Consider the following 15,769-nt stretch of genomic DNA (forward strand, 5'->3'; position numbering starts at 1 on the left):
TGACGTGCCCGCTTCAAAATGAAAGAGGTGGCATATGGGTTATTTACTAAGTTTGACTATTGATATCGCGGCGGTGGGCTATGCGGTGTTGCAGACAGATGATCGGGGTAAACCCAATCGAATTCTGGCTCTCAACACGGTGCAGTTCAACCCGGCGGAAAATCCAAAGGACGGTGCGTCGCTTGCACTGCCAGCAAGGCAACGACGGCATTCGCGGCGCTGTTATCGGCGCACCAAATTCCGGAAACAGCGGGTTAGGCAGCTGTTCTTGAAATACGGGTTGCTGACTCAAGACGACGTCACGGCCTACTTTAAACAGCAGACACAGCCTGAAGATATTTGGCAGTTGCGGGTGCAGGGACTGGATGGTGAACTGACCAGTCAGGAACTGTTTGCGGTACTCTACTATCTGGCTGGGCACCGGGGGTTTAAATCCAATGCACGCACGGATACGACGAGTCAGTCACCGGCAGAATTGGGGCGGCTATTGCAGTCAATCCAGGAAACTAAGCAGGTGTTCCAATCTGGGCACTACCGGACGTTCGGTGAAATGCTGGTTCGCGACCCGCAGTTTAGGGACTGTAAACATAATAAGGATTACATGGCGGGGTATCTGGTACACCCGTTGCGCGAATGGATCGAATCGGAAGCGCGATTGATCATTAACCACCAGCGCCAATTTGATCCACGCCTGACCCGGACATTTCAGAAAGACTACATAGCACTACTTAAGAGCCAACGCGACTTTGATACTGGACCGAGTGCCCCGAGCCGTTTTGGCGGCAATTTAATTGAAAAAATGGTTGGTAATGACCCGCTGGATACTCGGGAAAAGCGGGCGGCGAAGGCTACCCGAACCTACTGTGAATTTAGGCTAATGAAGACGGTAAACGATATCCAGCTGATTGGCGGCGAATACCATGGCCTGACGACATTGAATGTCGGGCAGCGGCACTGTCTCTTGGCGCTGGCCAGACAACAGCAGCGACTTGACTTCTACCAAGCACGCCAAGCACTCAAACTCCCGGCAGACGTACGGTTCAACCAGGTCTCTTACCAAAATAACAGCCTAAAAAAAGCCGAAAAACGAACCGTCATCGTTGATTTCAAACCGGTCAACGAGATTCAAACGGCTCTCGGCAGCAGTCTTTACGCCGATGATACCGACCTCATCGACCGGGTGGGGACTATTCTCACCAACTACTCCAGTGATTTGTCCAAGCGGCAGGCACTGGAAGATCTTGACGTGTTGTCCGACCAAGAGATCACACGGTTAGAAGCGTTGAACTACACGTCTTACAGCCAGTATTCGCTGAAGACTATGCGGCAACTGTGGCCATTTCTGTGGCGAGGTCGCAGCTTTGCGATTTCATTGGAAACGGCCGGCTATTCACTGAATGACCAGCAGATCGACCGGGACTACCTCTATGGCCGGTTAACAAATCCGGTGGCCAAACGTGCGGTTGTCATGGCTTTGAAGGTGGTCAGGGCAATTCGAAATCAGTACGGTCACCCGGATGCACTGCGTTTCAGTGTGACGCCTGCAATGACCCTGCCGTTTCAAAAACGGGTCGATGCCAGTAAACGCCAGCAACAGACTACGAAGGCCCATGCGAAATTGACTGCAACCCTGCATCAATTGGGGATTCCTGCCAGTGGTGAAACTATTTTGAAACAACAACTGTTCACCGAGCAACAGGGTGTTGATCCCTACACAGGTCTGCCAATCGACCCGGAGAAATTGTTTAATGATGCGTTCTACCAGATCGATCACATCTTGCCGTATTCCGTAAGTTTTGATGACCGCTATTGCAACAAGGTAGTCACGGCAACCAATAGTAACCAGCAGAAGGGTAACCAACTGCCGCTCGCATTTCTACATACAGATCAACACCAGCGCTTTGTGACTTGGGTCACCGACACAATTACGTCTTACCGCAAACGCCAGCACCTCCTTAAGGCTGAAGTGACTGCTCGCGACCGGGAACGCTGGCGGGCTCGGCATCTTGGCGATCAACGCGATTTATGCCAGTTGCTGGAGCGCTACTTTACACAAAATATTCGCTTCCGTTCTGGTTATCAGAAACCGGCCGCTGCCGTTAGTGACCAGACCGTCACCAAACTGTTGCGTCGATTCAGCATAAAAACGCTCCGACACGAGACAACCTTACGCTACGCCGCTCAAGCAGTGGTAGCCGGCTGTTTGACACCGATGTACATCGATCTGCTGACAAACTACAGCACCGCTCGAGAAATCAGCCACAACGAAACTTTGTGGTCAGCCTTTAGTCAGCTCAACGATAACGATGGCCAGTTGAATCCCAGCTACCTTCAGGTGAAAAATCAGGTGCCGCTGCCCTGGCCGGAATTTCGCGCCGAGTTAGCGGGTCGATTAGCTGATGATCCGGCAAAAACCATGGGCCAGCAACGTTGGAGCACCTATCAAAGACGGGAAATCAAACAACTCAAACCGGTTTTCGCCATTCGTGCACCGCACCACGGTATCGGTGGTGAAGTTCATAAAGAAACGGTCTTTTCACCAAAGCACTTTGCCGAAACGGGCGAAGTGACTCAGCGCGTTGCTATCAACCATCTGAAGCTGTCGAAAGACGGCAGTCAAATCACGGGTGCCAAGGGCGCTTATGACTTAGCAGCCGATGGCAGTAATCGGCTCGTTTACACGGCGGTAAAGGCGGCCTTATCTGCCAACGACGGCAACGGTAAGCAAGCATTTCCGGAGAACCAGCTGGTCGTTTCAACAGGGTCGCGGGACATGGTCGTCACTAAAGTTAAGGTGACCAAAAAGGCCACGCTGCTGACCCGCGTTCATCAGGGCCGCGGGGTTGCCAGCAACTCCCACATGGTACGCGTGGACGTCTATCGCGGCGCTAAGGGCTACGCTGGGGTGCCGCTGTACCCGGCAGACTTCAAGCGAGAAAAGCTGCCCGTTCGCGCAATCACGGCGCGTAAGCCTTACGACCAGTGGCAGACCGTCACGGCTGACGACCCATTTGTCTGTAGCTTGTATCCCGACGATCCCGTGCACATTGAACGTCAGCACCCGATTCGGCTCAAATATCCGGATGGACGCGTTGCTGAAGTCACCAGTCTCGATTGTTACTTCGCCAAGATCAACATCTCTAATAACAGTGTTACCTTCAAAGCCCATGATGGCAGTTATACGATTCAAGAAGTGGCCCTTTCCAGCTTGGACTTGCTACAGCGGTACCAACAGGATTACCTTGGTCACCGCCACTTGGTGCGACCGGCGCTTCACCTGTCAAAGGGTGCCTCTAGACTACCTAGAAAGTCTTATGAAGATCAACTTAATGTCCCTTCATAGTTAAAATCGGGCGGTCAATTGTGTACCTGATGTTTTGATAAGGGAACCCCAATGCGCGTTTTAGTTTTAACAGGTTGCTATCAATGAGTCACGATGTGTTTACTAAATCGTTAGCGACAGAATTTTTATCGACCACATAACAAAACCTCATCAAAAATCCAAGTGGGTTTTTGATGAGGTTTTGTTATATTCCCAGGCAAGCTGCCCAGTTTCATATTTTGTAGGATTAGTCAGGATACCATGACTAAAATAGCCAAAAGTTTGGTTGGGTATAGTGTAGGGAAACTTTGGGGAATTGTCAAGGCAGTCTTAGATGCTAAGACACGGTATTTGTGCGTTTTTACGTTATTTTGATGCGAAGTGTGCTATGGTGAAATTAAGGAATTAAATGCACCACACTGTTTTCGGTACCATCAAGCAATAGGACATTTAAAAGCGTCAGTGACAGTCATTTGTCATTGACGCTTTTTAACTGTGATCGTTTAATATGGTAACTGCTGCCTGGGGTCGCCAGTCAGTCTGACACGTGGCATTGGTCAGCACACGTGTTGGCCTTAGTCGCTTTTTCGACAATTTTCTTATTTTTTCAGTCCTGAAACGGGCACTGAAATGTGGTCCGACCTTATATTCTGAGTGCAGCACCGTTTTTGACGCGTGCTTGATATGACAAACCCGCAACAAAACCCCTAAGATTTGTCAAAACCACTCCTAATATTTGCGTGATACCCAGCAAATAGAGTAATATAGGACTGTTATAATAGAGAAAAATGTGACCCTAACACGATATGTGTTAAGGGAAGGGGTAGAAGAATGAAAGCACTAAAAGAGATCCTTAGCTGGATCGTGCCGATTGCCATTGGGCTGATCGTTGCGTTCGGGCTTAAGGCTTACGTCCTGTCACCAGTGCGGGTAGATGGACCATCAATGGAGCCGAACCTAACAAACAATGAACGCGTTTGGATGTTTAAACAAGAAAAAATCAAACACTTGAGCGTCATCGTGTTTGATGCCCACGGTGAAGATTCGGAAGCAAAGCCGGGAACCGACTACGTCAAGCGGGTTATTGGCTTGCCAGGGGATACGGTGGCCTTTAAGAACAATACGTTATACGTTAATGGTAAGAAGGTCAACCAAAGCTTTATCAGCAAGAGCCAAGCGACAAGCGGTACGGGCAGTTCCAACTGGACACTTGCCTCACTTGCTAAGCAGTACGGCTGGGGCAAGCACGTGACTAAGGTGCCTAAGAATGAGTACTTCGTTTTAGGGGATCACCGGAGTGTGTCTAACGATAGTCGGTACTGGGGCTTTGTCTATAAGAGCAAGGTTGCCGGCGTTGTGAAGGTCCCAGCGTGGACGGGAACCAAGACACAGCGGCATAATATTAATACACTGGGTTACTAAAGCGCAAAAGAAAACAGGCGTTAGTTTACTCCGGCAGAAACGCCTGAAATCGGCATTTTTGCCAGAGTTGGCTGACACCTGTTTTTCGTTTTCTGGAACTGGTTTCGGCATGGTTGTTTAGGTGCGGTGTCGAGGCGCAAGGGTTTGACTTTTCTTATTTAAAAAACGCCAGGTTCGGTCAAACGAATCTGACGCTTTTTTGTGTGTTATTGTGGCTGAAACTGTTCGTTGGTGCTTTAAACTGACTTTTTTGCATGCGAATATCAGTCTCCGTTTGCAAGTCACAAAGCATACTCGGAAACACATAAAGACGCCAAGTATAACGGTAGTGTTTACTGAAATGGTCGACTATCGTGTCATGAATCTTGAATTCTGGAAGTTGTAAATTGATCAGTCTTGACAATTGATTATGCCGATGAAAAGAAGGGAATCCATAGGGAGGCTTTCAAATTTTTACTCATCTAGACATTAAGGTAAATCAGTCATGAATACTTGGTGTAAAATAGACTCACAATCATCATCTCAAGGAGGTTATTCAATGACAACAACACCCAATGCACCACTGACACAAGACGATTTTTTGGCCTTTCATCAAGACCTTGAAGGCCAGCCGGCTGCTGATGTGATCAGCCGAGCCGTGATGAACAACGGCGTCAACGCGGCTTCCCAGGATCCACAGGCCCAGACGCGGTTGAACCGGACATTTTCCGTCGAGGTGCCCACCGGCGCTGTGACTAATCAGAAACAATCCGGCCGCTGCTGGGAATTTTCTCTGCTGAACACGCTGCGGCACCAGTTTGCGACGACCCACAAGGTCAAGGACTTTGAGCTGTCGCAAAACTACCTGTTCTTCTGGGACAAGGTCGAGCGCGCCAACATGTTTTACCAACACATTATTGAAACGGCCGACCGCCCCGCCGACGACCGGGAAGTGACCTTTTACCTGAAGATGGCTGGTGGCGACGGTGGTCAGTGGGCCATGGCAGCCGCCCTCGTGCAGAAGTACGGGGTCGTGCCAAGCTACGCCATGCCAGAGACCTACAACACGGAACACACGAGTGCGTTTGCGACGACGCTGGCACTGAAGATGCGCCGAGACGCTGTTGTGTTGCGGGACATGGTTGCCCAACACGCGACGGATGCTGATCTAGCAGCTGAACGCCATGCCATGGTTAGTGAAGTGTACCGGATGGCGGCCTACTCATTTGGCGAGCCGCCGACCAGCTTTGATCTGGAATACACGGATGACGATAAGAAGACACACCGTGAGCCTGGTCTGACGCCACAGGACTTCTTCAAGAACCAATTTGACGTGGATCTGGACGACTACGTGGTGGTCACCAATTCACCAGACAAACCGTTGAACAAGCTGTACCGGCTAGCCAGTCAGGAGAACATCGTGGGCGGCAAGCAGATTCAGTTCCTGAACGTCGACATGGATGTCTTGAAGAAGACGGCCATTCAGCAGTTACAGGACGGTGAAACGATCTGGTTTGGTAACGACGTGCTCCAGCAGATGAGTCGCGAACAGGGCTTCTTGGACGCTAATTTGTACCGAAAGGCAGAGCTGTTCGGTATTGATCTGACCCTCAGCAAGGCCAAGCGGTTTGAATACCACGAGGCAGAGGTGACCCACGCCATGACGCTGACAGGCGTTAACCTGGTGGACGGCCAGCCGAACCGCTGGAAGGTGGAGAACTCCTGGGGCGAAAAGAACGGCGAGAAGGGCTACTTCGTGATGACGGACGACTGGATGGACCAGTTTGTGTACGAGGTCGTGGTGCATAAGAAGTACCTGACGGATGCCCAACAAGCGATTTTGAAAGACAAGCCGATTGAATTGGCGCCTTGGGATGCATTGGAGTAGAGAGTGAAGGAAAACGGGAGGAAGCGGAGTGTAAGCTAACTCTGGCAGAAAGGCCTGAACCTGGCCTTTCTGCCAGAGTTGGCTTACATGCAGCTTTCTGTTTTCCGAAACTCGTTTCGGCTCGAGGACAGAGAACCACGAAGAAAGGCCTGAACCTGGCCTTTCTGTCATAGTTGGCTTACATGCAGCTTTCTGTTTTCCGAAAGGCGTTTCGACTCGAGGACAGAGAACCACGAAGAAAGGCCTGAACCTGGCCTTTCTGCCAGAGTTAGCTTACATGCAGCTTTCTGTTTTCCGAAAAGCGTTTCAACCCAGTCTCCAAAAACAACTAAATAACCAACAATAACGTCCTAAAAAGGAGGTGTCTTATAAATTAAGACACCTCCTTTTAAGACTTTTCCCAATTTAACTTGAGCGAATCGGAATTTAACGCTATGGTTGCCAGGAACTGATAAATACGCGCTATCATTTTTTAAATAATGACGCGTAATTGTGACACTTTAAGGCGGTCGAATTAAAGGTATAAAGCGTGCAAGACCACTCTATACCAAATAGTGTTGGCGTTTGAAAACAACGATTGTAAAAGAACTTGTACGCCAATTAGGTCGGCGTTTATCACCCTATTTTTCGCGCTTTGACATGGGTTTTCTTTTGTGCGAGACTCAAGCCATTGTGGTGTCGATGGTACATAGCAAGCAATAGTCGAGATTTAATCCAAATCAAGTAGGTGAACAGTTTATGGGAGCAGCGTTACTGCAAATTTCGGGGTTAACCAAAACATACAATAAAAGGATCATATTAGATAATATCAATATGTCCGTTCAGGAGGGGACGATTGTCGGCCTAGTCGGACCAAATGGGGTTGGCAAAACAACCCTAATGAAATGCATCCTGGAATTAACGCCTTTTTCTCAGGGGGAAATTGTCGTCAATGGCCAAACGATCACTGCCAGGAAAAAACCAAAAATAACTGAAATTGGTGCTTTGATCGAAAGCCCAGGACTGTACACCTATCTGTCAGGAATGGACAACATTAGACTTTATACGAATGATGTCGATGAGGCACTTTTGGAACGCGTGATTACGATCTTCAAAATGGACCATTACATTCAAAAGAAAGTTTCGGGTTACTCATTAGGGATGCGACAAAAGGTTGGTATCTTACAGGCCATCATTACGGGGAAAAAGGTTGTGATTTTAGATGAACCGATCAATGGGCTTGATCCACAGTCTGTCGTGGATTTTAGAACCATCATCCAAGACTTAGCCGCAACAGGGGTCACCTTTTTAATCTCTAGTCATCTCATTAGTGAATTAGAAAGGTTAGCGGACAACCTTTATATTTTAAACAACGGCGGTCATCTTGAAGCATTTGATATTCGTGGTGGTGACGCTAATCATTGGTTTGAATTGGCAACGACAAATAACAACAAGCTGCTGACTGAGTTGACGCGAGCAACAATTTCAACTCATCAGGCCCATGGTCGTGTTGTCGTGAATCTCGCTACCGAAGCCACGACTAAAACGGTATTCAATATTATTGCCGCTAACCATATCGAAGTGACCGAAATCAGGCAAACGGATGATGATTTAGAGATGCAAATTTTAGATCAGATGAAACGAGGGAAATAGGATGGTGCATGGCATTGGCCTTGAGCTTTACAAATTACGAAGTCGCAAAGATGTTAGACTTATTTTACTAGTCATTAGTGTTTTTTACCTTGTCATGGTGGGCGTTACGGCTATAAAACCAGCTTATTTTGGTACCAAATTTATGGTCGAAAATTCGTTTTCCACGTTACAGTTCATCCCACTGATCGTTATGGTTTTTGCAGCGGATCTGATGTCCTCAGAATTTCAGCAGGGCACCATTAAGAATCTAATTATTGCGGCTAAATCGCGACTACAGATCATTGCCTCAAAGGCGGTTGCGTTGATTATCGTTATTGGCCTCATGTATTTAGGTATTTTTTTCCTGGATACCATTGTCAGTGGTGCCCTATTCCACGAGGCGTTCCAATCGATCATCATGAAGGACACATTTCTTTGGATCTTGGGTTCGGCATTTGAAACACTGTTACTTGGGTCGTTTGTCTTCTTTCTGTCAGTGATCTCTAAAACACCTGCGATACCAGTGGCCATTGGGGTATTGGTCTACTTAATGGTCGGGTTGATTGATGGGGCAAACTTCTCGTTGATCGCTAAATTAAGCCTATTAAAATGGAATATCGTCAACATGTTAAATTTCAAAGCGCAACTGATCAGTCATTCTTTGCAAACACAGACGGGGTTAAGTATCACTAATTTCGTTGTGGGTATTGTTGTGTATGTGGCGCTCTTTTTAGTTGCTAGTTATCTGGTCTTTAAAAACAAATCTGTGTAAGAGGTGAAGGACTCATGAAACACGGCTATCTCATCACCAACGTCATTTTGGCGGTGATCTTCATTTTACTATCTGCGGTTATTTTCCTGCGTAAAACGGATGGGGCGGGTCTGGCACAATCGACGCATTTACGATTGGTCACATTCGTTGTGCTCGTTATCTTCTTTGCACTTATTTTAGTAGGCGAGCTGATCGTATTTGCCGTTTCGCATCGCAGACGGGCCTAGGTCACTTTAGAGGATAATTGATTAATAAAAACGACCATGCAGCCTCATTAGGTAAACGCTAATGAGGCTGCATGGCTTTTTTGAATCGTACGAGTTACGGCGGTGAGTAGCTAATCCTCATATGACCCGCACGTTCATACTGAACACCTAACCAGGCTACTTGATGTTGTATTGTTAATCCCTTTCTTGATGTAAAATAGAATTAATCAGGGGACGATTTTCTTTAAATCAGGAGGGTCAATCATGCACAAAACAGTAAAATACCTTGCCACATTAGCAGGTATTCTGGCAACGATGACGATAGCTGTTAACACAAACCAAACAAAAGCCAGCGCCAGTTCGTATCAAATCATTAAGACAAAGTATTATTCACATGCTCCAAAATTTCATGCCAAGAATAAAACGCAAAATGCTTACCTTTGGAATAAGACACATACAAAGAAACTGCACAATATCAAAAACTATCCCAACTCTATTTGGACGCTGACTAAGAGTGAAATTGTCCGTCATAATGGCAAGGACGCGGTTTACTACTACGTTACAGCAGCATCACCTAATAAGCGGTATCATACGCCAGTTAACGGTCGTATCTGGCGAGGGTACCTCACCAAGGGGTATAACCAGAATTACGCCGTTTGGAATAATTTATTTGTCATACCAGGTAACCATGACTTTGTCTCGGATACAGACTACGCAAACTACATTCAAAAATCTCCTTCACAAGCGCTGACACGAAAGGTACTCGCGATGTTTCCGAATTCAAAGGTGTCCATCGATCTGAGTGAGAATCTGGTTGATTCAAAATATTATAGTAACGCGTTTACGGACACCATTTTGTTGCCGAGCGTCAATACTTATTTTGATCCAACAAAGTACACGAACCTCTCTACCAATCAACGAGCTGCAGCAATTGAACAAGCGTTGAATGATGCAGGTTATACGCAAGCCAAGCGGGATGCGATGAGTAATTACAAGATTGGGATTTACTATTGTACAAGGCTGGTGGATGTCGACGAGGTTGAATTTGGACTTCAGTTAGCGATTCCAGCAAATTAAGTTAAATAACGTCATCGGATATTGACTAAAGGACCCGTTATCTGATGACGTTATTTTGACTGTGAAAAATAATAGTTAGATATTGTTTGGTAAGAGCACTTGAAATCCGGATAGATTTTGGAAAGTTTTAGCCGATATGATTTGTACCACTAGTTGAAAACCTAAAATAATTAATATCAAAACTGAATTATTGAAGTTTGTAAGTGGGTATCAATCAAAAAATGAATGGAAATTAAGTGAGTTTAATTTAGAAATAAAGTGGAAACACTACTACCGTAATTGAGCTTAAGATAATAACTGTAATCACCGGTGATTAACATTTATCAGAAATGAGGCTTTAATTATGGCAAGTGAACCAGCTTATTTACTTTATCGACTTAATAATTTACCCAAAACCAATGTTGTTCAAAAGGCTTATGTAGGGGCCACTTATGTCTATGCTTTACAATTGTATGATGCTAATACAAATGTAGTGATTTCACGGGTTCCCAAAGCGTCTGCTACTGATACCTATGATTTAGACTTTTCAGGTGCTAATGCTGAGCATATGTATCTATTAAATATGGGGCATGGGCAAACCTTTGAGTATTTCACGCATAAAGGTTTGGATTACTGGTGGATTGTTACAAAGGGGGATGGCACTACAGAAAACTGGGGGACGCAAGTTGGACGTATTCAATTTGAGGCCAATACAGAAGCTTCAACGCCATATAATGGAAATACCACGATTACTCGTCTGTCAAGTGTTAGCAGTGCAACAACGAGCGGTAGCGCATATGGAAAGATTCACCGGGTTGAGGCAGCACTATCCACTACCAATGATTCAAATCGGTTGCTACTTATTGCCGGAATTGATACTGATTTAATGGGTCATTTTACCCTGTACGACAATGAAAAGGTGAATAATTTACTTGATACAGTTGACGCTGAACATGGCAACTATTCTTGTGGTGATTTAACCTCAGCTTTGGCAAGTGATCCGATTAGAGAAATCAAAAATATTACCAATGGTGCGTTACTCAATGATTCGGTTCAAGGGTTTGACATTTCTGATGGCCGTGCAATTTATATCTCTGGTGGTCAGGCTAAAGGTGACAATCATGCGACACAGGACACGCCTGCAATTTCTAAGTATTATTGGGGCACTGAATCGCTAGTACAAAATAGTCTTTATAATACAAATTGGTCTTCACAAAACATTGAAACAGAGGGTGTTCAAATTTCTTCTGATCTGTACGTTGGTATTTCGTATCACCAAACAATGTCACCTTATTCAACTGAACAGAATCGTATTTACCGAACTGATAAGAGTTTATGGGATGAATAGACATATAATTAAAAGGCACCTACCAATTGGTAGGTGTCTTTTAATTACATTAAGCCGTGGGTTTAAGTAACAATACCAGCGCAGACCCAAAGTACTTTGAAGTTGAAGGATAAGCTGATACCGCAATGTGCCATCCAGAAAAGTCGTTAATTGTTTTTCCCTTAATGAGTGAGTAGAATACTTGGCCTTTATCTTTCAACTGTGCGGTTAAGTTCTCAGTTAACAGTTGTTTTGAATAAGCAGCATATGAGATCTTACCAGCCTTTAATTCCGATAATAACGTTGCATTATCAAAGTAATCAAAGCCAAGCATCGCAAAGTTTGACTGTTCATTCTTTGGTAACGCTTCTTGCATATTTGCATAGACGTCGCCATCATGAGCAATGTTGCTATCAGCAATTTTTTGAAGACTAGCATCATATACTGTACCTGGTAATACAGTCATGACCTGCTTTACAATTTCTGCTTCAGACAGTGACGCCCTTGTTGGAGTTGCTGATGACTTGTAGGCACCCTTGATTAAATAGTTGCGCCAAACATATCCGCTAACTGAGTTACTTTTATTTTGGATATAGTAGAAAATTCCGGTTTTTTTACCATTAGTTAATTTAACGCTTTTTTTTACGTACCAAGTTGTACGTGGATAGTTTTTTAAGTTATGAAGTTTCTTCGTCAGTGTGCTGTTCCACATGTAGACACTCTTAGTTGCGTTTTTAGCATGATAGGTCGGGGTTGATTTGGCATAGCTTTTTGTTGTAACTGTTCGGTAGGCAGTACTGGCTGAAACGTTTTGCGTTGTGAATCCTAAGTATAAGACGAAACTCGCAAGAGCGAGCCCGGCAATAAGTGCTTTTTTCATAGGTACCATCCTCTCTCTATAATTGAATTTTAACATAGGTAACTGCCAAAAACATGGCTTTTTAGATTTTCCCTGTGGTCCTGTGGTCCGTTTGACAACATAACTCTTAATTACTTAAACCGAATAAATGATTTCTGTCAATTAAAATAGATTTATCTATTTCGTACTGTGTTGTTTGTAACAGTGATTATATGTTCAAAAATCAAAAGCGTTTCTAAGCACATGATTTATGCTTAGAAACGCTTTGGTATTAATTGTTCGTTGTCTGATCCGCCCGTTTATACTCCTGGTAGGCCTTCTCAACCTTAGCGGATACCGTTTCATCAGTCAGCTGTAAGCCCAAAATCGTCAGCTTATTATTGACGAATCGAATCGCTTCTGTTTTACGTTCGTCGTTGGTCATTTCGGCCATAATAGCGAGTTCCGGCACGATTGCACTGGCTAAATTATCCGCAATGGTCAGCGTCTGAACCTTAATGTCAGTATCACTGTCCTGGATCTTACTTTGAATGAGTGGATGAATCAATCGATACAAAACAACTGTCAGTGAGATCAAAAACGTTATCAGTCCTGTTGAGTCCGCCCACTGCAGCCACTCAGAAATTTCCTGCCACATCGTTACACCTCCTACCGTTCAAGTCGTTAAATTAATGGAGAATACCGGCAAAATCATAGCTAAAATCAACACCTAACTGGTGGCCGTTATTGGTATACTGCCATGCGCCCGCGTCGGGGACACCTGGCTGTGATCCACCGTAGGCAGCCACCCAGATAGGAACATTGTTAAACAAGTCTTTTTGACGGATACGCCCAGAAGTAAACCAAGAAGCTGAAGCGTAGACACTAAGATGGGTGTAGCCTTGGCTCATCATGTATTGTAAAAACAAGTTAATGTCGAGCGTCACCTCCTTCATCAATGCGTTATCCTCTACATCTAGCGCACAGTAGGTTGATTGATCCAAGCCCAGCGCGGTTAGGTTTTTGACAAACCACTTCGCCTCATTCACCGGATCAACGGTCCCGAACTTGCCGGAATTAGCTTTAAAGTAGTGGTAGGCGCCCACACTCTGAAAAACAGTTAAGCCGTTAGTGACTTGATTTCCTGCTTTGGGATTCACATAGGCATCACCATTCTCAGACCCTTCAGTGAGTTTGATCATAACGCCCTGTGCATACCGGGCAAGTTGCGTCATAAAGGCGAGTGAATCGTCTTGGTGACTGGAAATATCTGCAATTTCGTCATAGGTCATCGAATTAGCTCCTTTCTAATAACTCATTGAACTAGATAGTCCAAGCTGGTCCGCAAGCAGCATCATGAACTGTGCGCGGCGTTTGCTGATGCACGATTTACTCAGGTGCAGCTGCTGGCCGAGACCTTCGAGGGTCAAGGCTGAGTGACGCTTGAAGTATAATTCGTCAATAATGGTTAGTGTTTCTTGGTCGGTATGGGCTAAACAATAGGCAACACAGGCTTCGTTGAGCCGAAGTTGAACCAAGCGCTCATCCAATTCAGTTGTGAGTTTCATGTTTTTTTGAAGTTGCTTGGCAGTTTTACTTGCGATTCCCTGGTCGCAAATGTCTGCTGTGTAGGTAATCTGACACTGACGCTTATTAATGTAGTCATCAGTTATCGGATAATCCCGTAAAATATCTTCTAAAAAAGTGAACGTTCCAGTTCTCATCGTAATCATCCTTCCCTAAACAAACGCTCTGTTATCAGCATCCGTGAAGCGTTTTGAAAATGATTACTCCTAGTGGGTACAGTGAGATTAATGTTGAAAAACATAGAAAGCTAGCTTTTTCGGCCACCACGTAAGCGCTAACAGAAAGTCCCCTAAACTTACTGTAACGTTTCGTAATCGGATGATATTAATCTCACCCTTAGCATACAATACATAAGACACCGTGTTCAATGATTTATTATAGATTCATTAAATAAAAACCATTTAACGATTATATAATAATACAAATAGTCTTTGAAATATTTCGAGTTTTTTTCTGATTTGATGATAATGAGCAGTGGTTTACTAGTTTTTTTAAGGCATTAACGCTTAAAAGAGAAAATCTAATTTTAAAAAGCAGTTGCCAGCCAACGCTGATTTATCAGCGTTGGCTGGCAACTGCTTCGAAGTGAATTATTGATTTAGCATCTCGGAAATAAAATGGAAACATAGGAAATGTGAATGATATTAGTATGAAACTTGTAATCGCCGGTGGTTATAAAAAATAATGAATAGAGGTAATAATTATGGCAACTGCAAATCTGGAGTATACATTAATCAATTTACCAACAAACTCTTCTGGTCATCAAAATGTGGTCCAAAAAGTATATGTAGGTACTAGTAACATCTACGCATTACAACAATTTGGTAATGACTCTGTTATTTCTCGAGCAGCTTTGACTGGAACAACAATTGATTTTTCAGCTGCGGGAAATGATAAGATGACTTTAAAGAATACTGGTCATGCACAGACACTTGATTGGTATAGTTATAATGGCAACGACTACTTTTTGGTTGCTATTGATCCAAAAGCAAATGAACCAGGTAGCGATAAAGAATGGGCTACACAACTTGGACGGATTCAATATTCTGCAACTACAATTGAAGATTATACTGATATTGAACGTTTTGCTGAAGTTAATTATAACAATTATAGTGGTTCTTCAATTGGGACTACTTTACGTGTCGAGGGTGCTATTTCAACCAGTCGCGAGTATATGTTGATGACTACGATTCGAATTAGTGATCATCATGCTCGCTTAACGTACTATGACTTGCAAAAGGCAAACAAGGCGTTGGATGATCAAATTGCACTTGGCAAGAACTACGTCTCATGTACAAATTCAGAAATGAAGGCCGCAGCTGGGAGTGATAGTCACTCATGGGAAACCTCTGGGTCTTTGTATAGAATGACACCAAACGATTCAGTTCAAGGGATTGACTTATCTGATGGAGAAGCAATTTATGTAAGTAGTGGTAATGTTGGTGAAACGCCGGCAATTGATAAGTCTAGTTGGAATGGGACTTTCACTCCTGTCACCTTTGCAACTTCGCAATTTCCAGGTTCGTATGTCGAGACTGAGGGTGTTCAAATTAAGGATGTATTATATCTTGGTATTTCAACGCATCTAAATGATAGCTCAGGCACTGATAATTATACAACAGGTAACTATGTATATTCGGTTTCGAAGGATAACTGGTAACAAAAAGTTAGCTTTTTTAGCACTGATTTAGAGCATTACTAGGTACTCATCAATATTGGGGTACCTAGTTTTTATGTGTTTAAAAAATTCAGCCTGAGCCT

13 protein-coding genes are annotated in these 15,769 nt (G+C 44.5%); 9 read left to right on the plus strand and 4 right to left on the minus strand.

Going from position 1 to position 15,769, the window contains the following annotated elements:
- Positions 1–34: 34 nt before the first annotated feature.
- The 8 genes from cas9 to FC82_RS07885 all read left to right on the plus strand — a co-directional run bounded on the left by cas9 (position 35) and on the right by FC82_RS07885 (position 11,604).
- On the plus strand, positions 35–3,343 hold the full coding sequence (cas9, locus tag FC82_RS07850; protein WP_054758819.1) for a type II CRISPR RNA-guided endonuclease Cas9: 3,309 nt from the start codon (positions 35–37) through the stop codon (positions 3,341–3,343).
- A gap of 810 nt (positions 3,344–4,153) precedes the next feature.
- Positions 4,154–4,744 (plus strand): signal peptidase I, encoded by a 591-nt coding sequence (lepB, locus tag FC82_RS07855; RefSeq protein WP_054758818.1) that lies wholly within the window; start codon positions 4,154–4,156, stop codon positions 4,742–4,744.
- Between the two features lie 538 nt (positions 4,745–5,282).
- Positions 5,283–6,611: a C1 family peptidase gene (locus FC82_RS07860; protein WP_056996670.1), complete on the plus strand. Its 1,329-nt coding sequence runs from the start codon at positions 5,283–5,285 to the stop codon at positions 6,609–6,611.
- A gap of 738 nt (positions 6,612–7,349) precedes the next feature.
- Positions 7,350–8,243: an ABC transporter ATP-binding protein gene (locus tag FC82_RS07865; protein WP_054758816.1), complete on the plus strand. Its 894-nt coding sequence runs from the start codon at positions 7,350–7,352 to the stop codon at positions 8,241–8,243.
- 1 nt (position 8,244) lies between these two features.
- On the plus strand, positions 8,245–8,994 hold the full coding sequence (locus tag FC82_RS07870; RefSeq protein ID WP_054712511.1) for an ABC transporter permease: 750 nt from the start codon (positions 8,245–8,247) through the stop codon (positions 8,992–8,994).
- Positions 8,995–9,008: 14 nt separating this feature from the next.
- Complete coding sequence (locus FC82_RS07875) at positions 9,009–9,221, plus strand: DUF3923 family protein (protein WP_054758812.1); 213 nt, start codon at positions 9,009–9,011, stop codon at positions 9,219–9,221.
- A 243-nt stretch (positions 9,222–9,464) separates the two neighbouring features.
- On the plus strand, positions 9,465–10,277 hold the full coding sequence (locus tag FC82_RS07880) for a hypothetical protein (RefSeq protein ID WP_054758810.1): 813 nt from the start codon (positions 9,465–9,467) through the stop codon (positions 10,275–10,277).
- 343 nt (positions 10,278–10,620) lie between these two features.
- Positions 10,621–11,604, plus strand: a complete 984-nt coding sequence (locus FC82_RS07885) for a helveticin J family class III bacteriocin (protein ID WP_054758808.1) — start codon at positions 10,621–10,623, stop codon at positions 11,602–11,604.
- A 49-nt stretch (positions 11,605–11,653) separates the two neighbouring features.
- On the opposite strand, the gene FC82_RS07890 is transcribed toward FC82_RS07885, so the two are convergent.
- The 4 genes from FC82_RS07890 to FC82_RS07905 all read right to left on the minus strand — a co-directional run bounded on the left by FC82_RS07890 (position 11,654) and on the right by FC82_RS07905 (position 14,145).
- Entirely contained in the window at positions 11,654–12,463 is an 810-nt protein-coding gene (locus FC82_RS07890; RefSeq protein WP_056996671.1) for a hypothetical protein, read from the minus strand.
- A gap of 250 nt (positions 12,464–12,713) precedes the next feature.
- Entirely contained in the window at positions 12,714–13,079 is a 366-nt protein-coding gene (locus FC82_RS07895; protein WP_054758804.1) for a phage holin family protein, read from the minus strand.
- A 31-nt stretch (positions 13,080–13,110) separates the two neighbouring features.
- The gene (locus tag FC82_RS07900) at positions 13,111–13,713 is read right to left on the minus strand and encodes a GH25 family lysozyme (protein WP_054758802.1); all 603 of its coding nucleotides are present in this window, start codon (positions 13,711–13,713) and stop codon (positions 13,111–13,113) included.
- 15 nt (positions 13,714–13,728) lie between these two features.
- On the minus strand, positions 13,729–14,145 hold the full coding sequence (locus FC82_RS07905) for a hypothetical protein (RefSeq protein WP_056996672.1): 417 nt from the start codon (positions 14,143–14,145) through the stop codon (positions 13,729–13,731).
- Between the two features lie 566 nt (positions 14,146–14,711).
- On the opposite strand from FC82_RS07905, the gene FC82_RS07910 reads away from it, so the two are divergent.
- The gene (locus tag FC82_RS07910) at positions 14,712–15,668 is read left to right on the plus strand and encodes a helveticin J family class III bacteriocin (protein ID WP_054758797.1); all 957 of its coding nucleotides are present in this window, start codon (positions 14,712–14,714) and stop codon (positions 15,666–15,668) included.
- The last annotated feature ends 101 nt before the right edge of the window (positions 15,669–15,769 follow it).

This window comes from Secundilactobacillus collinoides DSM 20515 = JCM 1123 (genome assembly GCF_001435975.1).
Lineage (GTDB): Bacteria > Bacillota > Bacilli > Lactobacillales > Lactobacillaceae > Secundilactobacillus > Secundilactobacillus collinoides.